General features: G+C 58.7%; 13 protein-coding genes and 1 pseudogene. 8 read left to right on the top strand and 6 right to left on the bottom strand.

All coding sequences use genetic code 11. The features are described 5' to 3' along the window. Positions 1–7 precede the first annotated feature (7 nt). Positions 8–733 carry an NUDIX hydrolase gene (locus ACIOTL_RS15300; protein WP_400343360.1) on the bottom strand — a complete coding sequence of 242 codons (726 nt, stop codon included), beginning with the start codon at positions 731–733 and terminating at the stop codon, positions 8–10. A gap of 116 nt (positions 734–849) precedes the next feature. Between ACIOTL_RS15300 and ACIOTL_RS15295 the strand changes: the two genes are divergently transcribed. Beyond that, positions 850–1599, top strand: coding sequence for an alpha/beta fold hydrolase (locus ACIOTL_RS15295; RefSeq protein WP_400343358.1), 750 nt, complete (start codon positions 850–852; stop codon positions 1597–1599). An 88-nt stretch (positions 1600–1687) separates the two neighbouring features. On the opposite strand, the gene ACIOTL_RS15290 is transcribed toward ACIOTL_RS15295, so the two are convergent. The 3 genes and pseudogenes from ACIOTL_RS15290 to ACIOTL_RS15280 all read right to left on the bottom strand — a co-directional run bounded on the left by ACIOTL_RS15290 (position 1688) and on the right by ACIOTL_RS15280 (position 4578). Further along, positions 1688–3466 carry an ATP-dependent nuclease gene (locus ACIOTL_RS15290; protein WP_400343509.1) on the bottom strand — a complete coding sequence of 593 codons (1779 nt, stop codon included), beginning with the start codon at positions 3464–3466 and terminating at the stop codon, positions 1688–1690. Between the two features lie 66 nt (positions 3467–3532). Further along, positions 3533–3679: pseudogene (locus ACIOTL_RS15285) on the bottom strand (AAA family ATPase); the annotation flags it as partial. 119 nt (positions 3680–3798) lie between these two features. Beyond that, entirely contained in the window at positions 3799–4578 is a 780-nt protein-coding gene (locus tag ACIOTL_RS15280) for a helix-turn-helix transcriptional regulator (RefSeq protein WP_400343356.1), read from the bottom strand. A gap of 85 nt (positions 4579–4663) precedes the next feature. On the opposite strand from ACIOTL_RS15280, the gene ilvD reads away from it, so the two are divergent. Further along, positions 4664–6583, top strand: a complete 1920-nt coding sequence (gene ilvD / locus ACIOTL_RS15275) for a dihydroxy-acid dehydratase (protein ID WP_400343354.1) — start codon at positions 4664–4666, stop codon at positions 6581–6583. Between the two features lie 446 nt (positions 6584–7029). Then, positions 7030–8649: a hypothetical protein gene (locus ACIOTL_RS15270; RefSeq protein ID WP_400343353.1), complete on the top strand. Its 1620-nt coding sequence runs from the start codon at positions 7030–7032 to the stop codon at positions 8647–8649. Positions 8650–8933: 284 nt separating this feature from the next. Here ACIOTL_RS15270 and ACIOTL_RS15265 read toward each other — a convergent pair whose 3' ends face one another. Further along, on the bottom strand, positions 8934–16820 hold the full coding sequence (locus ACIOTL_RS15265) for an LPXTG cell wall anchor domain-containing protein (RefSeq protein ID WP_400343351.1): 7887 nt from the start codon (positions 16818–16820) through the stop codon (positions 8934–8936). Positions 16821–17655: 835 nt separating this feature from the next. On the opposite strand from ACIOTL_RS15265, the gene ACIOTL_RS15260 reads away from it, so the two are divergent. Genes ACIOTL_RS15260 through ACIOTL_RS15250 form a run of 3 tightly spaced genes read left to right on the top strand, consistent with a single transcriptional unit; the run spans position 17656 to position 20664 of the window. Then, positions 17656–18735 carry an efflux RND transporter periplasmic adaptor subunit gene (locus ACIOTL_RS15260; RefSeq protein ID WP_105661078.1) on the top strand — a complete coding sequence of 360 codons (1080 nt, stop codon included), beginning with the start codon at positions 17656–17658 and terminating at the stop codon, positions 18733–18735. Then, a complete protein-coding gene (locus ACIOTL_RS15255; protein ID WP_105658038.1) occupies positions 18725–19432 on the top strand; it encodes an ABC transporter ATP-binding protein in 708 nt (235 codons plus the stop codon). Before ACIOTL_RS15260 ends, ACIOTL_RS15255 begins: the two co-directional genes overlap by 11 nt. Then, the gene (locus ACIOTL_RS15250; RefSeq protein ID WP_400343349.1) at positions 19429–20664 is read left to right on the top strand and encodes an ABC transporter permease; all 1236 of its coding nucleotides are present in this window, start codon (positions 19429–19431) and stop codon (positions 20662–20664) included. The genes ACIOTL_RS15255 and ACIOTL_RS15250 overlap by 4 nt, the downstream gene beginning before the upstream one ends. A 189-nt stretch (positions 20665–20853) precedes the next feature. On the opposite strand, the gene ACIOTL_RS15245 is transcribed toward ACIOTL_RS15250, so the two are convergent. After that, positions 20854–22482 carry a hypothetical protein gene (locus ACIOTL_RS15245; RefSeq protein ID WP_400343347.1) on the bottom strand — a complete coding sequence of 543 codons (1629 nt, stop codon included), beginning with the start codon at positions 22480–22482 and terminating at the stop codon, positions 20854–20856. Positions 22483–23029: 547 nt separating this feature from the next. Here ACIOTL_RS15245 and ACIOTL_RS15240 point away from each other — a divergent pair. Further along, a complete protein-coding gene (locus ACIOTL_RS15240) occupies positions 23030–24553 on the top strand; it encodes a fumarylacetoacetate hydrolase family protein (RefSeq protein ID WP_400343345.1) in 1524 nt (507 codons plus the stop codon). Then, positions 24553–25212, top strand: a complete 660-nt coding sequence (locus ACIOTL_RS15235) for a GntR family transcriptional regulator (RefSeq protein ID WP_332488680.1) — start codon at positions 24553–24555, stop codon at positions 25210–25212. The genes ACIOTL_RS15240 and ACIOTL_RS15235 overlap by 1 nt, the downstream gene beginning before the upstream one ends. The last annotated feature ends 44 nt before the right edge of the window (positions 25213–25256 follow it).

Raw genomic sequence — 25256 nt, 5'->3', positions numbered from 1 at the left:
GTGCTTGCTAGTCGTGCAGCGGGTCGACTTCCAACGGGTCCGGTCCGTGGCCTACGTAGCGATATAGCCGTGGTGGCCGGTGCTGTCCGCCAGCTAGGTATTCGTCGGTCTCCTCAATGGATGCCGTGCTCTTGAGCGTTCGGCGGAAGTTCGCAGGGTCCAGACGGCGTCCGAGGATGGCTTCATAGACTCCGCGCAGGGCCGCCAGGGTGAAGCGTTCGCCGAGCAGCCGATGGGCTATCTGCCCGTATTCGGTTTTGTTGCGCAGCCTCCACATGGCGTAGTCCAAGATCTTCCGGTGGTCGAAGGCCATCTGGGCAATCTGCGGATCATCGATATCGAACCAGGCCACGTTGTCGTCTTGGACGATGGCACCGACCTGGTCGGCGTTCAGCAGCGCAAAGTAGGCGATGGTGACGAGGCGGTGGGTTGGCGAGCGGTCGATATCACCGAAGGTGTAGAGCTGTTCCAGATAGGTGGGGCGCAGGCCCGTGGTTTCGGCAAGGTTGCGCCCGGCCGCTTGGCCGAGGGATTCGCGCGGATCAACGGGTCCGCCTGGCAGCGCCCACATTCCGGTGTGGGGTTGGCGAATGCGGCGCACCACTGGCAAGCAGAGTTTGTCGGGTCCGCCATCCTTGCCTTCACGGATTCCCAGGATCACAGTGGAGACCGCAAGAGCGGGTGGGAGGTTGCGGCGTTCGTCGACATTCGCCCAACCCGGTACGGATGACATTTCTTATTTGCCTCGTTTTCAGCACATTCGGATTCGTTAGAGTCATTCTGACATTAACGCTCTTCAGGCGCTAGCCCAGACCACATTTCGAGGGAGAATGGCCTATGATCAATGGCATGACATTGGATCTGAATCTTCGAGTGGTTCGCGCAAACACTGAGGTGAAAAGCCCATCCGTGCTTTTCATCCACGGCTTCGCCTCATCCGGCGAACTGAATTGGGACCGCTCGCGTTGGCTGAAATATTTCACTGATGCAGGACGAGATGTCCTTCTGGTTGACTTGCCCGGCCATGGAGAAGATCCTCGCCGCAATGACGGCAGCTGGGCGCCAAGCCAGATTCGCCAGGCCCTCGCTGCCATCGTGATGGATCTGGATGATGGTCCCGTAGACGTCATCGGCTACTCTTTGGGTTCCCGGCTGGCTTGGGAGTTCGCCGCTTTCAATCCGGATTTGGTGAATCATCTGGTCATCGGGGGTCCAGGAGCCGGTGATCCGCTGGCCGCCTTCGAATTGGGCCAGGCCCGCGCCTACGTCGAGACGGGCGAAACGATCCATGACGACTACACCGCCGCCATCATGCGGATTGCCGAGGCTGAACCGTCCAATGATCTATCAGCGCTCTTTGAGCTGATAGAAGCAATCAAATCCGAGCCTTACGATCCGGCAGCCAAGGTGCCGTCAGTTCCAACCTTGCTGGTCGCCGGAGACCAGGACGATCTCGCGACGACCATGCCGCATTTGCGTCGCCTCCTGAAAGACGTAGGAACACGCAATGAAGTGCTGTGGCTGTCAGGTCGCAATCACGCCAACGCTGTGACCAGTCGCGAGTTCAAAGAGAGAGCCCTTGAGTTCGTGAAGTCCTAGGCGCATTTTCAAAACCATTTAGCTGCCCTATAGGTGCGCCCTGAAACCAATTCAATCAACACCTGAAATGCATCCAACCATCTGCAAATCAGCAACCGTAAGAATTGTTGAATTCGTCATCTCCGTTCAGCCCTTTCGGTCGATCCATTATTGACATAGATCGCGAATTGACTAATTCATCCAACTCCACGTTTTCAACTACACTAATCACGTTACCCGTCTGCTCTCTGGCGGAGCTAAGTTCTTTGAATTTTTCTGATAAACGTGTCATTTCCAACGGCATCATTTCGCTTGATTCTCTTGACTTAATCAGGACGGCGTTCACCAGTAGTGCGGCACTACTGAATGCATTCCATTTTTTCTGCACACCCGCAAGAATCTTCTTCCCGGAAACTACCTTTCGCCAGTCATCATTCCAGAGTTCATCGATAAATTCTTCAATTTCGCCTCGCATAACCGAATAATTATCGACCCTAAAACTCAAATCATCGAACTGAGCAATTAGTCTTCCATGAACCCTATCAATCGCCTTCCTGGGAGTTTCACTTGATGTTGAACTGACCTGTAGGCGGCGGATTCCATATTCAACAAATTGATCATACGAGGCATTTTTATTCTGTTCGGCAAGTTGCTCCATAAACCTCTCTACGTCTCCAATCTCGGCACCTGTGGGCTCCAAAACCTTCGCTATGAGAGAAGCGTCAAGGAAGACATTTTCAAACATTCGGAAATTCCAGATAAACAAATTATCCTTGTTTGACTGGGTTCGATATTCAGCTTCTAGATAAAAATCACGGTCAATAATACATATCCAAGGTATCGGGAGTCCTAATGCTTCCATTGAACCGTGTAGTTTCAACACGTTTTCCCTACTCCCCGCAACGATTACCTTCGCCCGGGCGAAGTAGTCAGGGAAAGCCAAGCTCAAGCGAGCTTTATCATGCTCCCCTTCGATCACTACCATGAAATCAAATTGGAATAGCTCTCGCTTAGTGACGCCAAGCTCCGCGAGCAATCCGGCCGTGTCATCGGCATCCATAATCTTCGTAATTTGATTACCAGGGACATTCCAAGCACCTTCTACCACAAGCACCTTGTCCATCTGTGCCGCAGAAATAAGATTAGCTGAATGCGTCACTACCAGTAGCTGCCCCCTATCAGCTACATGCATCATTGCTTTTAGCACTGCGAGCTGAAGCGATGGATGCAAATGCTTCTCCGGCTCATCCAACAACAACACCCCGCCGTTCGCGGAAAGCTGGCTCACATAGTACAGCATTCCCAACATCTCACGTTCACCGTTCGATAGGTCTTCGAGCCTGTGAGTTGCACCGGACGTCAAATGAACGTTAATGAAGGTTTCAACTGCCATCGGATCAAACTTAGGTTTAAGAATGCCTTTGCCAGTTGCTTCCATAAAGATCTCCGCGAGCCGGTCATACTCTCCACGCTCGGCATGACCATCACGCGCTGCAATGAAATCCCTGTAATCCAGTGACGTGAGATATGTGCCAATATCCGGCATCTGCATGGAAGATTTCCACCGGATTTCCTGTTCGTACATCCTTCGACGGTCATCAGCTACCGATGTACGATCTAGCATTTTGAGATCTACAGATGTACTTGTATCAATGGAAACTTGCCGTCTGGCCGAAAGGAGATCGATACTAGTAAAAGGATGTGATCGAGAAAAGACTGGATTCATCAGTGTTTCCAGAACTTCATCTTGCTCCGAGTAGAAGCCAGATTCCTCAGAGTTCAAAGACATAACTTCTAGAATGTGTTCAGCCTTATGCTCCGCTCGGCTCATCCCCCTTGCATCTCGCCAAGAGTCGATTGCCGCTTTCTCAGATTGTTCTAGTTTCACGGCAATTCTTATTCGGAGACTAGCCCCATATGGTCCCACCAAATCCGGAAGATTAATATTTCCAGACCATACGGCTGCAATTGCTTCCAGAACCAGACTTTTCCCGGTACCATTTCGCCCAGTTATGAGCACCAAAGGACTCTCGTCAAGGTTCTCGGCCTTGGCATTTCTAATTCCCCTATAATTATCAATCTCAAACCATCTAATTCGCACGCTCACACCTTCCTAAAATTTCCATAGAATAATTCGGCATTTTATTAAATGGTACAATAAATGGCCAATCTGGTCCTTGATCATGAAATATTGGAAATTAATCCTTGAATGCTGTCGAATTACCGCGGCGTGTACATCAACAGGGTCAAGTCCGTGGCTTCCGTCGGCGTCAGGTTGTGCTGCTCGTAGCGCGTCAGCCCCAATTTAGGATGCCGGAACACCCGTTCACCGGTGCGGAAACCGGCAACGTCGCGTTCATTCCAGATAGCGGCAAATTCCGGGGAGGCCGCCGAGACCCGCGCAACGATGCCGCTCTCCCCCGATGGGCTGAGCCATCCACGCGTTTCGGCACGGAAGCTTCCCACGAAACCGCGGCTTTGCACTTCCCAATCCGGGAGCATCTCACGCAATTGCGCATCGGTGAAAACGAGCCACAACAGGTTCCGATCTTCGCTGTCCAGTGAAGCCACCCGCGGATACAGCTGTTCATAGGCCTCATTCCAGCCCAGGATGGTCCAGTCGGCGGAGAGCAGGAAGGCCGGGAACTGCAAAGCATCGAGCAAACGCTGCAGGGCTGGAGTCATGCCGCCGGTGCCAATCGGGTCAAGCTCACCGTGCCCAGCCAGAGAAAACAGGTACGAGGATTCCACCGGGGTGAGCCGGAACAGCCGTGCCAAGGACTGCAGAACCTGGCGCGAGGGATTGATGTCGCGGGCCTGCTCAAGCCAGGTGTACCAGGTAACAGAAACGCCGGCCAAGGTGGCGACCTCCTCGCGGCGCAGGCCGCGCACCCGGCTGCGTCCGATCTCCGGCAATCCATGGGAAGCCCTGTCAGCCCGGGCCCGGCGGTCCTTGAGGAATGCCGCGAGTTCTTCGCGACGTCTTTGACTTGGAGTCACGGGGTAAACCTCATTGCATGGTAGTAGTACTACTAGTATCGTCACCGTCTGGGTTTGAGGGCAAATATATGGTGAGATTTTAGGTATGACCACACTTCGTTCACACACTGTCACCCATGGCCGCAATATGGCCGGCGCTCGCGCACTGTTCCGCGCAGCCGGCGTGAACGGCGCTGACCTCGGGCGCAAGCCGATTATCGCTGTCTCCAACAGCTTCACTGAATTCGTTCCAGGGCACACCCACCTGCAGCCGGTAGGCCGTATTGTCTCCGACGCCATCACCGCCGCCGGTGGCATCCCCCGCGAATTCAACACCATTGCTGTGGACGACGGCATCGCCATGGGCCACGGAGGCATGCTCTACTCGCTGCCATCGCGCGACCTCATTGCCGACTCCGTGGAATACATGGTCAATGCCCACTGTGCCGACGCGCTGATCTGCATCTCGAACTGCGACAAGATCACCCCGGGCATGCTGATGGCCGCATTGCGCCTGAACATCCCTACGGTCTTCGTCTCCGGTGGTCCGATGGAAGCCGGCCGCGCCACCCTGGTAGATGGCACCGTGCGCACCTTGGACCTGGTGGATGCCATCTCCGAGGCCGTGAACGAGAACGTATCGGATGCAGACCTGCTGCGCATCGAAGAGTCGGCCTGCCCGACCTGCGGCTCCTGCTCGGGCATGTTCACCGCCAACTCGATGAACTGCCTGACCGAGGCCATGGGCTTGTCCCTGCCGGGCAACGGCTCCACCCTGGCTACCCACACGGCCCGCAAGGACCTGTATGAAAACGCCGGCAAGCTGGTAGTCGATATCGCCAACCGCTACTACGGCGAAGACGACGAGACGGTCCTGCCACGCAGTATCGCCACCAAGAAGGCCTTCGGCAACGCCATGGCACTGGATATCGCCATGGGCGGTTCCACCAACACCATCTTGCACCTGCTGGCCGCCGCCCGCGAGGCCGGCGTGGAATTCGGCCTCGATGAGATCGATGAAGTGTCCCGCCGTGTCCCGTGCCTGGCCAAGGTTGCACCCAACGCTGCCGGCAACGGCACCATCTACTACATGGAAGATGTCCATCGTGCCGGTGGCATCCCCGCAATCCTCGGCGAGCTGCGCCGCGGCGGCCTGCTGGATGAAACCGTGCACACGGTTCACTCGGCAACCCTGGGCGAATGGCTCGATGACTGGGATATCCGCAGCGGCAAGGCCAAGGAGGAATCCTTCGACCTGTGGCACGCAGCCCCGGGCGGCGTGCGTTCCTCCACCGCCTTCTCGCAGTCCGAGCGGTGGGCGGCGCTGGACACCGATGATGCAGAAGGCTGCATCCACTCGGTTGAGAACGCCTACTCCAAGGACGGCGGCCTGGCCGTACTGCGCGGCAATATCGCCGTGGACGGTGCAGTGGTCAAGACCGCTGGCGTTGACCCTTCGATCTGGACCTTCTCCGGCCCGGCAGTGGTCTGCGAATCGCAGGATGAAGCCGTCGAGAAGATCCTGAACAAGCAGGTGAAGGAAGGCGACGTAGTGGTCATCCGCTACGAAGGTCCCAAGGGCGGGCCGGGCATGCAGGAAATGCTCTACCCCACCTCGTTCCTCAAGGGCCGCGGCCTGGGCAAGGCCTGCGCACTGATCACCGATGGCCGCTTCTCTGGTGGCACCTCGGGCCTGTCCATCGGGCACGTCTCCCCCGAGGCCGCTTCCGGTGGCATGATCGCCCTGGTGGAAGATGGCGATACCATCTCCATCGATATCCCGACCCGCGAGCTGACCCTGAACGTCTCTGACGAGGTTTTGGCACAACGCCGCGAGCGCTTGATTGCTACCACCGGCTACCGCCCGAAGAGCCGCGAGCGCGTGGTCTCCCCTGCGTTGCGGGCCTACGCCGCCATGGCGTTGTCCGCTGACAAGGGTGCGGTCCGCGACGTGGATCGCGTAGAGCGTGCCATGCGCGAAGCCGATGAGCGTGACGCCGCAGCCCAAAGCGCGGCCCAAATCTAGCCAGAAGGCTTGACCACGGCAACAGGCCCGGACCACTTATGCGAATAAGCGGACCGGGCCTGTTCTGCTTCCAAGGCACTGTTGATGTCCGGAGAATATTCAAGAACCGCAGTGCCTGATCAATGGTGCAATTACTCCCGTGAGAAAAGTTCAATTGCGATTTGCCGACGCAGCTGCCATCGGCAGCAATTCATCAATCGCCGCTGATGGAAGTGACTCACCATCGTCTTCACCCGAATCACGCTTCGCCACGATGTTCAATCGAAGACAAGGCAATTTCATCCGAGCTCTTTGTTTGGCAAGCTCCCTCACCTACACCCGCGAAGCAACACTTGAGGTGCGCTGCACAGTGACAGATAGACTGCTGTGGTGTTCACTTGGCCTCTATTCTTCGATGGGGCCTTGCTACTCGCCGTCATGAACCACTTGCGCAGAAAGTCCATTGAATGCCTAACCCAGAAGTTCCCACGCCCGATACTCCAGAAGTCATTGGGAACAATGCATCCAGCTCAGCATTGGCCGCACAAGCATCCGAAATCGCATTGCTGGAGGTAGGTGACGGATACGCGATGCTTTTCGCGGACCATGCGCCGAAAGACGTTGATCTCTTTGGATTCGATTTATTGGGGCCGAATGCAAGCCAACGCCTCGTTGAACACTTTTCAGCTATAACCGGCGTGGGAAACCTCGTTGCTGTTGGTGTAGGCGCCTTGCCTCAACTCCAAGGTATTGTCCGCTTGGCTCCAGAATCTCTGCAAATTCTGAACCAGACCGGCAATTCTTTGATGCAGTCCGCAGGCCAGAGCCTGGGCACGATAGTGAACGGTAGCGGAACGGTCGTTGCCCATGCCCGATTGCTTCCCGCAGGAGTAGCTCAGGGAGCCATCCTTGGAGCAGCGCTAGCCCCGGCAATGGTGCTTCTGGCTATTCAGTTCCAACTTGCTTCGATCTCCCGCAAAGTCGACGAGAATATCGAGCTAACACGAGATGTGTTGCGTGCTCTTCACCAGGACCATTGGGCCACCTTGGTCGGCCTGCATGAAACCAGTATTCGTGCGCTCCAGGAAGCAGACGCCGCCGGAACAGTGAATGACCATATCTTTGCCCCCTTGGCTACTCGCGAAGCGGATCTGCGCAAGTGTCGAAACGTCTTCGTCGACTTTGTGCAGGTGCATGTCATGAACCTCGCCGGTGATGCCAAATCAAGACGAAGCTATGTCAAGCAAAATTTCGACCAGATCCTTGCCGACTCCCACGGCATGCTGATGGCCGAGTTTGCCTGGTACCGTGCTCAGGTACTCCGCGGAGTCCTTATCAGCCAGGACTCGCAGCATTCGGACGCCAATGATCGACTCCTTTCCCATCATGTCGAGGAAACGAAGTCCGCACATGCAGACGCGATGGTTGAAGTCACCAAATTGCTCGCCGAAGTGGAAAGCCAAGTGCGCTTGCTCGCACTCCTGCCTGCTGCCCGAAGCCTTCCATTTACGGCTAAACGCCGCAGCCTAGACAACGCGCTTGAGATGGCCGAAGCACTGGCAAGTGCGGTTGCTGAGTTAAGAAACCAACTTCGCCCTCAAAGGGAAATTCTGGCCCCAGCAGTTCCAGTCTTCAAGTCCGGCATGCCGGACAAGGTGGCAGACATTCTCACCTGGGCACTCCCGGAAAATGCCCAGCTACTGGCCTTGGCGGATGCAAATCAAGAGAAGCTGCTCGCGAACAATGTTTACCTCGGAATTACCGATAACTATTTCTTTGTCGCCGACCAGAGTGACCTCATCAAAGAAGGCTCTATCGAAAATGTGGTTCCTCTCGCAGATGTCCGTTACGTGCGATTCGCGGAACGGACCAAGAAAGGCCCCAAGCTGGACATCATAACCAGGGACGAGAATTACTCATTCACATTCGATTCCTGGGCAAGCGAAGGCACGGCGCTTGAGGCAACTCGGCGGATGGCAAACGTCTTCGCTAGCGTAATGAATCTGCCTGCTGAAGAGCAACGGACAGATCCACTCATTGAGACCAGTGTGGAAGGCAAAGCGACGCGCGATCAGATCGAGTCCTAGGACTTTTCCGCCATCGGCCATCAGCCGGACGATATCCTCCACTTCGGTCGTTCCCAGCAGAAACCTCATCAGCGGACGGTTCGCTAGTTAGATTCACTGACGCGGCCCAAATCTAGCCAGAAGGCTTGACCACGGCAACAGGCCCGGACCACTTATGCGAATAAGCGGACCGGGCCTGTTCTGCTTCCAAGGCACTAGCCCCGAAGCAGCAGGGATTGTTCCCCCGCACGCCGAATGCCGGCCCTGCCCCGAAAGGCAAGACCGGCATCCAGCTGGCGCGCGGACTATGGGTTCCGGCGACGGTACCGAAGCAGGATCAATGCTCCGGCGATAATCACCATTCCGGCAGCCCCTGCCAGCCACAACGAACCCTGGTCAAGGCCGGTTGCCGCTAGTGGTGCTGGCTGGGCTGGTGGCGCTGCCGGCACCGGTGGTGCTGGTGGAGCCGGTGGCGCTGCCTGCGGAGCCTCGGCGCAAACTTCCACGTCCGCCGAATCCGAATTGTTCCCATCCTCGCCGGACTTCTCCGGAATCGAGGCCGTATTCGTCATCGTCTGGCACTTGCCGGCTACGCCGTCCAGGACCAGTTCGTACGTGAACTTCTTGCTCTGCTCCTGGGCCTTGACCTTGCCCAGTTCCCGCGGTTGGCCGGGATTGGTGTAGTCATCGAAGACCGTCACCATTTCATCGGTGGCCGATGCGGCCTCGAATTCCAGCGGCGCCTTGGCACTGGCCGTATGAGTTTCCCCATCCTCACCGGTCCAGCTGGCGTTCACCGTGTTCTCGTGGCCGGTGTAGTCGGCCTCGGCAACAGGTGTTTCGAAGGTGCAGCTGTACTTCACAGTGCTGGTTTCCCCGGCGGGGATCGCCAGCTTCCCATCCGCCATTCCTTCGATGGAGCAGGTGGCCCCTTCGATGGATATCGTGTCTTCCAGGAGCACTTGCGTGTCCTTGAAGTCGTTCGGATTGCCCAGGGTGATCTCTCCGGTGACGGTGAAGTCCTGGTCTTCGTATCCCTCCAGCTTTGCCTCGACCGTGTATTGGGCCGTGGCTTGCCCATCCGCGTCAACCTCGAATTGCGTTTGCTTCGCCTCCTTGCGGGTTGACCAGTTGTAGTCCCGGACGTACTGGGCTTCGGCGCTCTTGGCGATCATCAGGTCCTGCTCGATGCACAGTTGCAGGTCCACCGAGGATTCGTCCTTGCCGTTGCCATCGGTACTCTCATGCACTGCCGCGGTATTGGTGTATACCGTGCAGGTTCCCGCTTCGGGTTCCAATACCTGTTCGTATTCGAACTGCATTGGCGCTTGCGGGACATGGACTTCTCCGAGCACCTTCGGCTCGGCTTCGGGATCCATCATGTCGTCGGTGACTCTCACCGATTCGTCGGTGACTGCATCGATCTGGAAATCAACCGGTGCTTCAGCGCGCACTTCGCGATCATCGAAGGTGGCAATCACGGTATTGACTGCTCCTTCGAATGCGTCGGTGGTGAGCCAGCTGGCGAGGTCGCATTCATACCGGGCCCCCAAGTTCTCCCCGGCATCGAGCACGACCTGCAATCCAGCGGCCGCCTCATCGGCGTCTTCCAGGTCGATCCGGCAGCTGGTGCCGGCGGTATCGATCCGGTCTTCCAAGGTGGCGGTGATGGAACCGAAGTCATTCGGATTCTGTACCTGCACCGTTCCATCCAGCCGCAGATTCTGCTCAGCCACTGCGGTGTTGCGGGCTTCCACCCAGTAGCGGGCGGTGACGGTGCCATCCTCGTTCTGCGTGAGCTGGCTCTGGTCTATCTGCTTCTCTACCTCCCATTCGTAATCCAGATCCACCAGTCCCTGTGCGGTCTTCTGCAGGCCCAGGGCCTTCTGTCCGCAGATGGACACGGTGGTTGAGTCTTCGGCCCCGGTTTGATCGATCACCGCGGTGTTGGTGAACTCGGTGCAGGTGCCAGCTTGGGCCTGGTGGCGCAGGGTGTAGTCGAAGTCGACCGGGGTGCCTTCGGCATTCCAGATCGCTTCGCCCAGCACTACCGGCGACTCGGGGTTGGTCTTGTCATCGATGACGGTGACCTGCTGATCGGTTTCAGCATCCAGCAGGTAGTCGACCGGTGCGGTTGACGTGGCCATCGAATCCTCGCCCCACGTAGCGGTGGCGGTATTGCTGCCGTGCAACTGAGCGGGGGTACCCGAGCAGCTGTATGGCAGTTGCACCGTGGCTCCGGCTCCGTCGCTGCCCACCGGGACCGCGACTTGCAGGCCCCCGGTTTGCGGATCGGCGTCCTCGGCGTCGATGGTGCACGTGACCCCTTCAATGCTGATCTCGTCGGTGATGGTGGCTACCGTCGAGGCTGCTTCGAAGCGGTTCGGATTCACCAGCACGATCATGCCGTTCACTTCATGGCCCGAATCCTCCGAACCGTCCGGAATGGCCGAAACGGTGTAGGAGAAGTCGGCGGTGCCGTCCTCGGCGACAGTGACCTCGGTGCGGTCTACCTTCTTCTCAAGATCCCAGAGGTAGGTCCGATCGAAGCTGGCCCCGGCATCCTTGGCAATCATCAGATCGAGCAAGCCGCAGAGCTGCACGGTCGCCTCATCCCTCGGATCCTCCCCCGCCTGGATATCAACCCATGCGGTGTTCGTGTAGCTCATGCATTCACCGGCGGGAGCATCATGTTCCAGCTGGTACTCGATGAGCACCGGCGAATCATCAATGTCCACGGTGCGCATCAGCACCGGCTCTTGTGGATTCGACTGGTCATCCCAGATCTCGACCTCCCGATCGATTTGGGAGTCAATGGCGAATTCGATGGGCACCTGCGTGCTCGATGCCCGGTCATCGCCCCAGCTGACCATGGCGGTGTTGGTGCCGCCGCTGTAGGAACCGGCATCGACTCCCGCGGATACATCGCAGCTGTAGCCGACGGTGATCATCCCGTTGGCCGGGATGCTCACCAGCGATTCCGAAGTGGTGCAGGTGATCGATTCCAGATCGACCACGTCCTGGATCGTGGCGTCAATGCCCGTGTACTGGTTCGGGTTGGTGATGGTGATCTGGCCTTCCAGCACCCATCCCGAATCCTCGTACCCGGTGTTCTCCACCTTGATCACGTAGTCCACCGGTTCGCTGGCCGCACCGTTGGTGGTGATCTGCTGGTCCTGGCCTTCGGCCAGCGACTTCTCGATCTGCCATTGGTAGGTGCGGTCGTACTCGGCTTCGACGGTCTTGCTGATCTCCAAGGCCGCCTCGCGGCAGGCTTCGGCGAGCGCATTGTCCGTCGCGGTGAAGCCGTCATCGCCGGTGAGCGTGGCGACGTTCTCGAATACCTGGCAGGTGCCTGCCTGGTCCACGGTCCACGTCACCGAGTAGTCCCGGCTTTGCGGCCCATCGGCCACATCCACTGTCCACGCCGGATCGAACTCATGAGCGCTGTCCGTGATGGTCACCGTGTCGTTCAGCGGCGTCTGGGTCCAGTCGGCTTCCGAGATCTGTACGGTATCCGAGTCCTGGCTATTGGCCGTGCTCAGCGCCTGGGCATCCCAATCCACGGTGGCGGTGTTGCTGCCGTTGTACTCCGGCTGGGATTCGAAGGTGCACGAGTAGTCCATCACCCATTCGGCTCCTGCGGGGATCACCGTTTGGAAGCCGGCTTGCCCGGCGGACATGTCCGCCACCGCTTCGCCCTGCACCCCGGTGATCGTGCAGCTCACGTCCCCGCCGACATCGGCGAAGTCCTGCACCGTGATCGGCGCGTCCTGCCAGTCGTTCGGGTTGGCGAGCGTGATTTCTCCGCTCATCGCCCAATTGCCATCCTCGTGGCCTTCGGGGGTCACGGTGATCCGGTAGTTCGCGGTGGCTTCACCGGTATTGGGGTTGGCTGCCAGCGGTTGCCCGGAGAGCAGTTCCTTGTCCAGCGACCACAGGTAGGAGCGGTCGAAGGAGGTCACGACGTTCTTGGCGATATCCAGATCGGCGCCGGCGCACACCGTGGCGCTGGCCGAAGCCGTGTTCTCCTCGCCCTCGCCGGTGGCCTCATCGAGCACCGCGGTGTTGGTGTAGTCGGTGCAGGTTCCTGCCACGCCATCCAGTTCCACGTCGTACTCGAAGGTCTTCGGCGATTCCTGGGCCTTGGCGGTGCCAAGGACCGTTACCTGTCCTTCAACGGTCTGGTCATCGGTGATGGCGACTTCGCCGTCGGTCAGCAGGGCCTGCTCGAACCCGAAATCGACGTCCGTTTCAGCCTGGCGTTCCTGGCCCCAGGCCACGGTTGCGGTGTTCGTGTACTGGGCGGTGATGTCGGTGTCCGCCGGGACCTGGCAGTTGTAGCCCAGGGTGGTGCTTTCCCCGTCACCGAGCACGAGCTGGAAACCGCCGGCGGTTTCATCCGCATCGGTGCCCTCGATGGTGCAGCTGGCCGACGGGATGGAGAGCACATCGGTGACCGTGGCCGCCAGGTCCCCGACTTGCGTGTTCGGGTTGCTGATGGTGATAGTTCCGGACACCTGCTTCGCGCTGTCCTGCGCTTCGCCGGCGGTGGCCACTACCGTGTAGTGCGCGGTGACCGTGCCGTTGCCGGCGACCGTGAATTCGCTGCGGTCCACCTGCTTGTGAAGCGACCAGTCGTAGTCGCGTGCGTAGCTGGCGTCCACGTCCTTGGTGATAACCAGATTCTTCTGGTCGCAGATGCCCACGTCCTGCGAGTCCTCGATGTCCTCGCCGGCCAGATCCACCCACGCGGTATTCGTGAAGACCAAGCATTCATCACGCGGCACTTCGTAGGTGATCTCGTAGCTGAAGCTCTGCGGGGCGTCGGCGTAGTGGACCGTGCCCAGCAGTACCGGGTCCCCGGAAGGATCAGCCTGGTCATCCCAGACTCCAACTGATTCATCGGTGCTCTCATCCAGGGTGAATTCGATGGGTACCGGCTGGCTCTCAGCCTGCAGCCCATCACCCCAGGTGACCACCGCGGTGTTGGTGTTGCCGGTGTAGTCGGCCTCCGCCACGGCCGATGCATCGCAGTTGTAGTCCACGGTGATCGAGCCGCTGCGCGGCACCACCTGCTGCATGCCTTCCATTCCCGGATTCGTGTCCTCGGCAATGATGGTGCAGGCGGCCGAGAGGGTATTCTCGTCGCTGATCGTCACTTCGAGGTCTTCGAATTCGTTGGGATTGCTCACCGTGATGGATCCGGAAAGCTGCTGCCCGGAATCCTCGTAGCCGGTGTTGTCCACCAGCACCGTGTAGTGAACGGTGGCGGTTCCGTCTTCCTCGACGACGGCATCTGGCGATTGGCCCTCGGCCAGCTGCTTGTCGATGCTCCACAAATAGGTGCGGTCATAGGAGGCTGTCACGTCCTTGGTGACGGTCAGCCCTGCCTGGCGGCACGCTTCGACTTGGGCGTCATCGCTCTTGACCAGCTGGTTGCTTCCGGTGATCGTGGCGGTGTTCATGAAGCTCTGGCACGTGCCGGCTTCCTCCACCGTCCAGGTGTATTCATAGGTCCGAGTCTGCGGTCCATCGGAGTAATTGATGGTCCAGGCCGGATCGAATTCATGCAGCGGGTCGGTCACGGTCACCGTCTGGTTCAGTGGTGTCTGCGTCCAGTCGCCTGCATCCACCGGTACAACTTCGGTGGCGCTGCCCGAAGCGGTGGAGGCCTCGCTGGAGGACCACGTCACTTCGGCGGTGTTGCTGCCCTCGTAATTCGGCTGCGATCCGAAGGTGCAGCTGTAGCTGAAGGTCAGTGTTTGGGAGGCATCCAGTGTTGCCTGGAAGCCCGGTGCCACCGGATCGGCGTCCAGCGTGTCCGGTTCGCCGGCAATGCCGACCACCTGGCAGGTTGCGTCCCCGCCCACATCGACCTGGTCGGTGACGGTCACGTCAATGGCTTGCCAGTCATTGGGGTTGGATACCGTGATGGTTCCGCTCATGGCCCAGTCGCTGTCCGAATAGCTTTCGGGAGTGACAGTGACGGAGTATTGCGCGGTGAATTCGCCGGTTTCCGGATCCGCGGTGAATGGCTGCTCGCCTACTGCGTCCTTGGCGATGCTCCAGTCGTAGCTGCGGTTGAAACTGGACACGACCAGTTTCTCGATAGCCAGGTCCTGGCCGATGCAGACTTCCACGGTGGCATTGTCGGTCAGCGTTTCACCGTCGTCTGCGGCGAGGCTGGCGATGTTCTGGTAGTCGGTGCATTCTCCGAGCACGCCGTCCCACTCGATGGTGTACGCGAAGGACTTCGGGCTTTCCCCGGCTGTAACGGTGTTACCGCCGGCGATGCCCGAAAGGTCGATTTCGCTATCGGTAACGGTGACTTCATCGTCGGTCACCGTTGGCGAGACGGACGCGAAATCGTAGTCGGCCGAGGCGCTGGCTTGGCCATCGGTGCCATAGTAGGCCTCCGGGTCCCAGGTTGCACTGACCGTGTTGGTGCCGGCGCTGGCGGCACTGGTTCCCTCGGGCAGGTCGCATTCATAGGTGAAGGAATTCTCGCCGGGCTGGACGGTCACCGGATTGGCGATCGGCGATCCGCCAGCGGAGATGACGCAATTGGCTCCATCAAGCTGGTCGGCCAGCGTGATCCCGGACATCTCCGTGTCATTCGGGTTCATCACGGTAATGGTGCCGGAGAGCTGGAAATTGCTGTCCTGGGCCTCGCTGGCGGTGGCGACCACGTTGTAGTCGACGTCCACTCCGGTGGCCGTGGCCTTCACTGTGGCTTGCTGGCCCTGGGCCAGCGACTTGTCCAGATCCCAGTCGTAGTCGCGGTCATAGGATGCCTGCACATCCTTGTGGACCGTGAGCTCGTCGTAGGTGGTCTTCGTGTTGGTGAAGGTACAGGTGACTTCATCGTTGTCGCCCAGGTTGAAAGTGATGGCCGAACCGCTGCGGATAGCGGCGGCGCCGGTGCAGGCGATCGAGGAAAGATTCCAGCCAGCTGGCAAGTCCTCTTCGGTGACGGTGATCGTAGCTGGCGCCACGGTGTAGGTGACGCTCTGCGGCAAGCTCGCGCCGGTATCGGAATCGGCACTGTCATCGAGGTTGAATGATGTCGAGTCGCCGAAGCGGTCCTCGGCGAGGGTGAACCCGAAATCAGTGCCATCGGCAGGAACCGCGTCCTTGATGACGGTCACGAAACCTGCTTGGACCGCCCCGGCCTGGATCTGGTTATCGCGTTGGCCAACGGACTTGCAGTTCAACGACGAGATCAGGACGTGGTACGGCGAACCGTTGATTGAGGAAGCGCCGGTACCCGGGCCGTGATCCAGCTCCGAGGCGATATGCGCATCGAAGTAGAGGGTGACGCTTGACTCGTCGCCTTCTTCTCCGTCGACCATCAATGTGATGAAGACGGTGTCGACGCGGTCGTTCCCGGCGCCTTCATCGACAGTCCAGCCGGTGATGTTCGCGCCGTCCACTGTCTCGTTGAGCAAATAGTCATAGGCCCATTTGCCGGCCTGCTTGACCTGGTAATTGATGACCAGCTCGTTTTCGCCTGCGGGCAATGTCATTTCCAAGCGCTGGTGAACCACACCGCCCTCATAGAGCCCGTCGTGGACATTGCCGTTGGCGAAGGTGGGCATCTCATCGGACTTCTGCATGAAGGTGTCGACCGAGCCGTCTCCTTCGTTGTACTCGCAAATCCGCGGAGCACCTGACTCAAGGGCAGCGGCCGTGATCGGCTCGCGGGCCGCTGTCGAGGACCCGGTAGAATCTTCCGATTCCGAAACTTCGGCCTTCGGCTGCGCAAGTTCCGGTGAAGCCTTGTCCACTGGCTTCTTCTCTGTCTTGGGCGCAGCTGATTCCACAGGTTGCGCTTCGGGTGCCGGCTGCGTGGTTTCCACAGCTTTTGGCTTTTCTGGCTTCTGAGTTGCCGGTGCCGGTGCAGGGGCGGACTCGGGTTCGGCCGCTGCTTCTTCCTCTGGCGCCGAGGTCTTGGCGCTGTCTACTGCTTCGGCAGCTGGCTGTTCTTCCCCCGTGTCAGCCGTGGACGATTCGTCGGCTTCGGCCTTGGTTTCCTCGGCCGAGCCGGTGGCCAGGACCGATTCAGAGTTCTCCGGTTCAGTCCCCTGCTGTTTGGCCTCGACTTCTTCCCCAACAGAAGCTTCGGCAGCAACTGCCATGCCCGGAATGGTCATGACAAAGCACAAGGAAATCGACGAAATTATCGCCAAGCATCCTTTTAATAATCTGTTTAAAGCTGTTTTACGGCGCAAATTTGGCACAAAAGTGCCACGCCTTTGATGCCTAGACATTTCTCCCCCATACAAGAATGTCCTGAGTGGATCGCGCGGCGTGCAGGAGCGATCCACCCGAAAAAGAGCGAGCTATAGTAAGGCTTTGACCTCAGATAATGAAAGCCTGGCCCATGATTCAGCCACCCCATGTGGCTCAACTGCTCAGGATAAGTTCCCCAATGCATCTAAAGATGCGAAATGAATGCGAGTGTTTCAATTCGTCTTTAAATCCCCCAATTCAAGACAACGATATGCCGACATCCTACGCCGGCATTCGGCTTTGTGCCAGCAAATGGAAGGAAATAAATTTGGCTGAAAATGAAGCAATCGGTGCACTTCTTTGCCCATGGATTAAACGTGCTTGTCACCTGCCAAATTCACGATTCAGGCCCTAGCGGACAGCAATGAAGGTCGATGCTCTGCGACAGCGGCTTCGGCACCCCCGCTCGCCCGCGGCACCCGAAAGGCTTGGCAGAAACCGGCCTGGAACAATCCTGCCGACCCCGGGGCCAGTACAGAAGCAATGGCACTGCGCCTCGGGAGCTCCACATCCACCGAAGAGCTCCGCGGCATCGAGCCCCGGAGACTGCCCCGCCTCACCCCGGGACGTCGAGAAGATTCACTACGACCTTCAACTACTAATTTGAGTACCCGGTCTGACCTGCAAAGTAAAAATAAATCTCAATCTGATAAAGGTTGCGTGTTTTCTCCGTTTGAGCTTGGTAGTTGCTGAACACTTTGGTAATCATTGAATGGTGAAAAGAGCAACCCTATGAGCCAACGACGCGCGTTCCGTCGCATATTCCTTCCCGCTGCATGGCTAGTTATCGGCGCCTTGATCGCCGTCAGCCTCGTGAAACTCGCGTTTGCCGGCGGCACTGCCAGCGCCGACGATGACCTGTTCCCCACCGGAGAGATCCCGGCAGAGACCATCTTTGCTGAGAAAGCCACGGTAGAGAACAAGCTGTCCATTCCCGGAACCATTAAGCTCACCGAATCGAAAGAGCTGAATGCGCCCGTGGACGGCGTTGTCAATTGGGCTTTCGTCAAGCCAGGCGACAATGTCTCCCTCGGCGATCGAATCTTCCAGGTCCGCGCCGAATCCCAGCCAGAGAGCGTTGAGGCCAACGACTCGGATAGTGAAGGTTCACAAGACGAGCAGCAACCGCAGGAAGCTGCGCCAGTGGTGAAGTACCACGACGTCTACGCAACGGCCACAGGCAAGGTCGGCGCTTTCCAGATCGAGGTTGGCGATGACGTCACCAAGGGCACAGGACTCGGCGCGATCCAGCCCCAAGAATTCTTGGCCGCCGGTTCGATCGATCCGCTGGACCGCTACCGGTTGCTCGATGAAAGCCTCGAAGCAACGATCACCATTGACGGCGGACCGGAGCCATTCACCTGCAAGGACCTGTCTGTCGGTGACAGCGCTTCGAAGAAAACCAGCGCCGGCTCCGCCGACCAGGACATGGTATCGCAGGTGGATCCAATGGCATCCGGAGAATCCACGGAGAGCTCTTCGGGCAGCGAGATTTCTTGTGCCGTACCTGCAGACATCGTGGTTTTCGACGGCCTGAGCATGAACATGGAAATTGATGCAGGCACCGCCGAGGACGTATTGACCGTACCGGTATCGGCTGTTCGCGGCCTGGTTGGCCAGGGTGCGGTGTGGAGGCTGGATGAAAACGGCAAGGAAATCCGCACCGAGGTAGAGCTTGGCGTGACCGACGGAAAGGTCATCGAGGTGATTTCAGGACTGAAGGATGAGACGGAAATTCTCCGCTTCGTCCCAGGATCCACCCCGGCACCTGAAGAAATGATGGATATGGAGTCCTACTCAGATGAGTGGTGAGCCATTGCTGAAGCTCGAGAATGTCACGCGCAGCGTCCTGCTGCCCGACGACAGCGAGCTGCATATCCTCAACGGGATTGATCTCACGGTGTCCGAAGGCGATCACATAGCCATTGTCGGCCGTTCGGGTACGGGCAAGTCCACGCTGCTGAATATCCTTGGCCTGCTTGATCGGCCCACCAACGGTAGCCTGCTGTGGCGAGGCAAGGATGCGACCCGGCTGAGCGCCAAACAGGCGGCCCATGCACGCGGGCGCGACCTCGGTTTCGTTTTCCAGCAGTTCAACCTCCTGCCAGGACGCACTGCCCTGGAAAATGTCATGGCTCCACTGATGTACGCCGGTGGACGCGACTTCTGGAATCGGCGCAAGCTAGCAACCGAATCCTTGGAGCGCGTGGGACTGGGCAAACGCTTGGATTCAATGCCCCAGACCCTCTCCGGTGGTGAGCAGCAACGTGTGGCCATCGCTCGCGCGCTGGTCCGCCGGCCACGAGTCGTACTGGCCGATGAGCCCACCGGTGCCTTGGATGTCACTACCGGACGTGCGGTGATGGATCTCTTGGATTCCGCCACGGTTGATTCCGGCGCTGCCCTGATCACCATCACGCACGACAGCAATGTTGCGGCCTTGGCCCGAGAACAGCTGCAGTTGGATGGCGGGCGGCTGCATCCGCTCAGTGAGGTGGCGGCAAGATGAAATCCTTAACTCGCTTAGGAACCGGTTTTGTTGCTGCGCTGCTGGAGGCATGGCAGGAACTGCGTATTCACAAGTTGCGCGTCTTGCTCTCCTTGGTTGGTGTCACCATTGCGGTGGCCTCGTTGACTACGGCATTGGCCGGAGCTGGCATGGCGCGTCAGATGATGACCGAAAGCCTTGAAAGCGAGGGTCGGCCAGCAATGATTGTTGTCTACGCCTACGACCCGAACTCGGATGCTGGTCCTGCGGGCAACGACCAAATCGATGAGGCCTTTCAAAAGACCAGTGACCGGTTCAAGGTCGAGTACACCACCATGATGGGACGCAGCTACGACCAGAAGGCTTCAACCCAAGGGCTGAGCCTTGATGCCGAGATCATGGTGGTTGATCCCGACTACGCTCCAATGCACCGGTTAGTTGTTACTGACGGCCGCTGGCTGGAAGCCGAAGATGCACAGAATCTTGCCCCAGCGGCGGTGGTTGACCACACCTTCATCAAAGAATTGGGACTGGAAGGCCAGCGACTGCCTTTAACCGTGGATTTGATGAGCAATGGGAACACCGTCTCAGTTACGGTCATCGGAACCACCAAAGCATCTAGCTACGGCATGGGCGGCAAGCTGTGGATGCTGCCGGCCACCTATGAGCACTGGTTCGGCATGCAAGCTCCGCTCAATGAGGTCAGCTACAAGCTGTGGGTGCCCATCGAGGGATCCGAAGAGCTGGCCATGCACTTCGGCCAGCAAATGCAGGCAGAACTTCCTGGTCTCACAGTTGATGCGCACCGCGAAGATTATCTGATGTGGGGTGCTGATGAGAGCTTGAAGATGTTGACCATGGTGGTTGCCGGGATCGCAATCATCATCTTGCTGCTTGGTTCCCTGAGTCTGCTCAATGTTGCCATGGTGACCATGAAGCAGCGTATCCGCGAAGTGGGTATCCGACGCAGCTTCGGTGCAACAACCGGACGCGTATTCTTCTCGGTGATGATGGAAAGCGTCGTGGCCACGGCCGTAGCAGGTGGCATTGGCGTGCTCATCTCCGTTGCCTTGGTCTCCAACGAGAATCTGCTGAATATGGTGATGGCTACCGAGCTGGATCAAATGCCGGCCTTCCCTATCGGTGCGGCCCTACTTGGCATGGGAGTTTCCATCGCCGTAGGCGCACTGACCGGTGTGCTTCCCGCGCTGGTGGCAGCCCGAGTCAAGATTGTGGATGCTATTCGCGTCTAATATGCAGATGCCGCTAAGGCGCTGGAACGGAATCATGACTTCCGTTCCAGCGCCTTCTGCGTACCCCTGGTGAGTCGGCTGATTAACTGCGGTAGCCGAGGACCGTTGAGAAAGCCTCCGTCGCCGAGGTCTCAAACCAAGAGGTTCTTCTCCAGCTCAGTGGCCGCGAACTGTGTTGAGCTGATCTGTTTATCCCTTGTTCACGGCAGGGAGGGATTCGTCGCTGCGCGATGCGCCTCCGGTCGCGCGTTTTCTATCCTTCTTCCTCTTTCCATCTTCCGTCTTCATCCAAGCAATCAGCCCGATAGTAGTGACAGCAGCGATGCCGATCCAAATAGTTCCCCAAAGTGTGGATAACTGGATCCCCAGACCTCCGGTAACGGTGAAAATCAGTGTGGCCGGCAGGAATATAAACGCAAAAATATTCACTCGGTGACTGAACTTCTCACGCTTAACCGCCTCTTCGCGCAGTTGTTCGGCTCGTTCGCGATTCACCTGCTCTTCTTCGGCGCGCTGGTTGGCTTCCAGATAATCCATGATGGATTTCTGCTCGATCAGTGAATGCTTGATTCTTTCTTCCAGCATGCGCACGTTCTGCATGGCTTGCAGCACCCGAGTTGCAGATTCACGTCCAGGTATCTCCTGCAACCAGCGCTTACCGTGGAACTCGATAAACCTTTTTTGAATGTCCTTGTATCGCTTAAGCGAAGCAGCGGAATCCTCAAGGTTTCCGGTTGCCGCTAGATTGGCCAGGTGTCCGGCGCGCTGGGTCAAGAATTCATCTTGCTGCATCGTCAAGACCGCCAAATCGACGAAGACTGAATGCGCTAAGGCCACCGTATGCCCAGTCTCTGCGATCCAGTGTTCAGGATCGCCATCCGGACGGGACTGGGCAACAATCCCCATCCCCCGATCACTGCACCAACCAATTGACGGGCCAAGGGAGACTTGGGCTTTGCTAACTCCGAGGTCGGACCAGTCGCTCAAAGTTGGCTTAGGCGTGGCGGTTTGAGCAATGCTCAGTGCATGCGCCCAGCGCACTGCAGGGTTGTCCATCGCGCTCGGTCCGTGCCAGTGTTTTTGGCACTGAGGAATCTTGTCTTGCGGAATAAAAGTGGAGATCGTATAGATGTTCCCCCATGGATCCTGCTTGTCTTTTGATTGCAGAGCGCCGCCATTATTCAGTTCTACTGCCAAGCCTGCTGAACGCAAGGCGTTGTTTACACCCGCTCGCAAGTCCTTGCCATCGATGTTTGTGCCCGGCAGTAGCCCAGCACGAGTCGGCCGGTGCAGCGCAGAGGTCACCCAACCGGGGTTTTGCAATGCCTCTTTCGAAAGCTTCAGGTGCAAGGCGACGTATTCAGCGTTGCCGGCTCCTGTTTCCGCCTCACTACGAGAACGTGAAATTCCAGCGATCCGGATACCGGCGCCGGTCAGCTTGCTGATTACCTTCTGGTTGTCGAAAGCAAACGTTGGAGCACCCGATAGTGCTTGCTTCGCGTCGGCAGTCATGGCCAGGAAATGAGGTCCGACCGAAGTCTTGTCGAACCAGCTTTTTGATGCTTTATGCAGATTTCCCGCGTCGTTTTGGAGAAACTCAGAGGTTTCGCTTTGCAGATCTTTGCAGAACATCTTCCACGTGATATCCGCGGCATTCGACGGGACCCACCACAAGTTTCCATCAGGTTCCGTGATCGAAGATGCCGGAACTCTGGCGACCAACGCCACGGATCCCCACATCCAGCTATTTGCGTGGACCTCGGTGGGGTGCGACGGCAGCGTCGAATCAATCACGCCTGTGTTTTGACCTGAAGACATCTTTTTCCTTGCGCTCTCATCTCAGCGAGTTTCGGATATTAAATACACTCCCCATAAATACAGGCTATCTACAATTACCCGGCATGCAGGAGGGAACAACGGAATATTTCTCGTGAACAATCCATGACTCCACTTGCCCTCACCCTCAGTGAAATGGCCTATTTCCACGATCGGCAAAAGAGCGCCTGCCGTAGCTCGGCTTCGGTTCGCGAGCGAGCTTGCCCCTGCCGCCCAGCTGGCAAGAGGATAGCGCCGGTCGGGCATCCTTTGCCGACTACAGGGCAACGATGGCCATGCAGGGAATCCGGCATCAGATCGACTGGCTAGCCAGGATTCCTGCTATCGATTGTGTGCTGCAGTACATCCGTTCCGGCGCCCCGCAACTGTCCATTTCGAAACATTCCCGCTCCCGGAGAATTCCGCGTGATCTTGCGGATTCCCAGGCCTTCACGATAATCATTTCCAAAGATCTCCAAAGCCCGCTTGACACCGTTTGAGATTCGGCGCACACTGATCGTATACGATTTGATGTACGAGATGATGTTCGATGAAAGCAGGCCGATCAACGGTGAGCAATATTGTCCCAGTAACCGAAGAGACCTTCGCGCAGGCAGGCAAGATCCTGGCCGTACACCTTAGCTACTCCTCGCGTGCGGCGCAGCGCGGACGCACCCCGAAGTTCCCCAGCTACTTCATGAAGGCCACCAGCTCGCTGGCCGCCAGCGGTTCCACCGTGGAACGCCCAGCTGGCACCGAGCTGCTCGCCTTCGAGGGCGAGATCGCACTGATCATCGGCAAGACCGCTCGCCGCGTCTCGGTAGACGAAGCCTGGGGCTACGTCGGGCAGGTCACCGCATCGAACGACCTCGGCGTGCACGACATGAAGTACGCGGACAAGGGCTCGAACATCCGCTCCAAGTCCGGCGACGGCTACACCCCGGTGGGTCCCAACGCCCTGGATGCCGCCACCTTGGATCCTGCCAAGCTGCGCGTGCAGACCTGGGTCAACGGCAAGCTCGCCCAGGACGCCGACACCTCCGAGCTGCTCTTCTCCTTCGCAACCATCATCGCCGACCTGTCCCAGCAGATGACCTTGCAGCCAGGTGACATGATCCTCACCGGCACCCCGGCCGGCTCCACCGTCTTCTTCCCCGGCGACGTTGTCGAGGTCGAGGTCACCGACCTGGTCTCCGGCGCCACGACCGGCAAGCTGGAGACCACCGCCGTCGAGGGCACTGCGGCCTTCGCCGCTTTCGGCAACCAGCCAAAGGTCACCGACAAGGACAAGGAAGATGCCTACGGCGATCGCGAGACCGCCGGCATGGCCCCGATCATCACCGGCAAGGACGTGCTGACCGACAAGGTCCGCGAGCAGCTGGCTTCGGTGGCTACCGCCACCTTGTCCGCCACCTTGCGCAAGCGCGGCCTGAACAACGTGAACATCGAAGTCCCCGGTGCCACCAAGGGCATGCAGCGCGTGATCGGCACCGCCCGCACCCTGCGCTACATCCCCAACCGCGAGGACCTGTTCAAGGCCCACGGCGGCGGCTACAACATGCAGAAGCAGTCCATCGACTCGCTCAATGACGGCGAGATCCTGGTCATGGAAGCCCGCGGCGAGACCGGCTCGGCCACCCTGGGCGACATCCTGGCCCTGCGCTCCCAGCAGCTCGGCGCCGTCGGCATCATCTCCGATGGCGGCGTACGGGACCTGGATGCCGTGTCCAACCTGGAAATCCCGGTCTTCTACAACGGCGCCCACCCGGCGGTTCTCGGCCGCAAGCACGTGGCCTGGGACAAGGACATCACCGTGGCCTGCGGCGGCGTTTCGGTGCAGCCAGGCGATGTGATCGTGGCCGACTCCGATGGCATCGTGGTCATCCCGCCAGCGATGGTGGCCGAGGTGGCCGCTGAAGCCGCGGTGACCGAATCCAATGACGAATTCATCTTCGCCATGGTCCAGCGCGGCCACGGCATCGAGGGCCTGTTCCCGATGAATGATGCGTGGAAGAGCAAGTACAACGCCTGGAAGGACGCAGGCAGCCCGGATCTGGACTCATGGTCGCTGTAATGACCGCCTCCAAGTCCGAAGCCGCCTACCAGCTGGTTTCCGAGCGCATCGTCAACGGGGCATACTCCCCCGGCTACCGGCTGGTGCTGGGCACCATTGCCGATGAGCTGGGCTGCTCCGTGGTTCCGGTGCGCGAAGCGATCCGCCGGCTGGAGGCCGAGGGCCTGGTGCACTTCACCCGCAACGTCGGGGCGACGGTGGCCCACGTGGATTCCACCCTGTACCTGCACACCATGCAGACCCTGATGGTCATCGAGCCGGCCGCTACCGCGCTGGCTGCCGATGCCATGGATGCCGCCTGGCTTGCCAAGGCGCGGGCGCTGAACGAGAACATGCGCCAGTGCTTGGCGGATTTCGATCCGGTGGCCTTCACCCGGATGAATACCGAATTCCACCAGCTGCTCTACGGCCAGTGCCCCAATCCGCACATCCTGGACCTGGTCCAGCGCGGATGGCGCCGGCTGGCGGCCATGCGGGCCAGCAGCTTCACCCACATTCCCAACCGGGCTCGCGCTTCGGTTCAGGAGCATGAGGCGCTGCTGGATCTGATCGGCAACCATGCCACCCCGGCGCAGATCGAAGCTGCCTGCCGGGACCACCGCTCGAATACGCTCAACGCCTATTTGAAAGCGGCCGGCATGGCACCTAGCGCCATCTAGCCAGCAGCACCGAGAACTTTCATAGATTTGCCACAACCCATCCG

This window comes from Glutamicibacter sp. NPDC087673, from assembly GCF_044743255.1.
Classification (GTDB): domain Bacteria; phylum Actinomycetota; class Actinomycetes; order Actinomycetales; family Micrococcaceae; genus Glutamicibacter.
This window is presented reverse-complemented; position numbering and strand designations above follow the sequence as displayed.

Bases quoted from the DNA above. Each gene is read 5' to 3' on its own strand.
- ACIOTL_RS15300 (WP_400343360.1), bottom strand. From the start codon at position 733: ATGTCATCCGTACCGGGTTGGGCGAATGTCGACGAACGCCGCAACCTC.
- ACIOTL_RS15295 (WP_400343358.1), top strand. From the start codon at position 850: ATGACATTGGATCTGAATCTTCGAGTGGTTCGCGCAAACACTGAGGTG.
- ilvD (WP_400343354.1), top strand. From the start codon at position 4,664: ATGACCACACTTCGTTCACACACTGTCACCCATGGCCGCAATATGGCC.
- ACIOTL_RS15270 (WP_400343353.1), top strand. From the start codon at position 7,030: ATGCCTAACCCAGAAGTTCCCACGCCCGATACTCCAGAAGTCATTGGG.
- ACIOTL_RS15260 (WP_105661078.1), top strand. From the start codon at position 17,656: ATGAGCCAACGACGCGCGTTCCGTCGCATATTCCTTCCCGCTGCATGG.
- ACIOTL_RS15255 (WP_105658038.1), top strand. From the start codon at position 18,725: ATGAGTGGTGAGCCATTGCTGAAGCTCGAGAATGTCACGCGCAGCGTC.
- ACIOTL_RS15250 (WP_400343349.1), top strand. From the start codon at position 19,429: ATGAAATCCTTAACTCGCTTAGGAACCGGTTTTGTTGCTGCGCTGCTG.
- ACIOTL_RS15245 (WP_400343347.1), bottom strand. From the start codon at position 22,482: ATGTCTTCAGGTCAAAACACAGGCGTGATTGATTCGACGCTGCCGTCG.
- ACIOTL_RS15240 (WP_400343345.1), top strand. From the start codon at position 23,030: ATGAAAGCAGGCCGATCAACGGTGAGCAATATTGTCCCAGTAACCGAA.
- ACIOTL_RS15235 (WP_332488680.1), top strand. From the start codon at position 24,553: ATGACCGCCTCCAAGTCCGAAGCCGCCTACCAGCTGGTTTCCGAGCGC.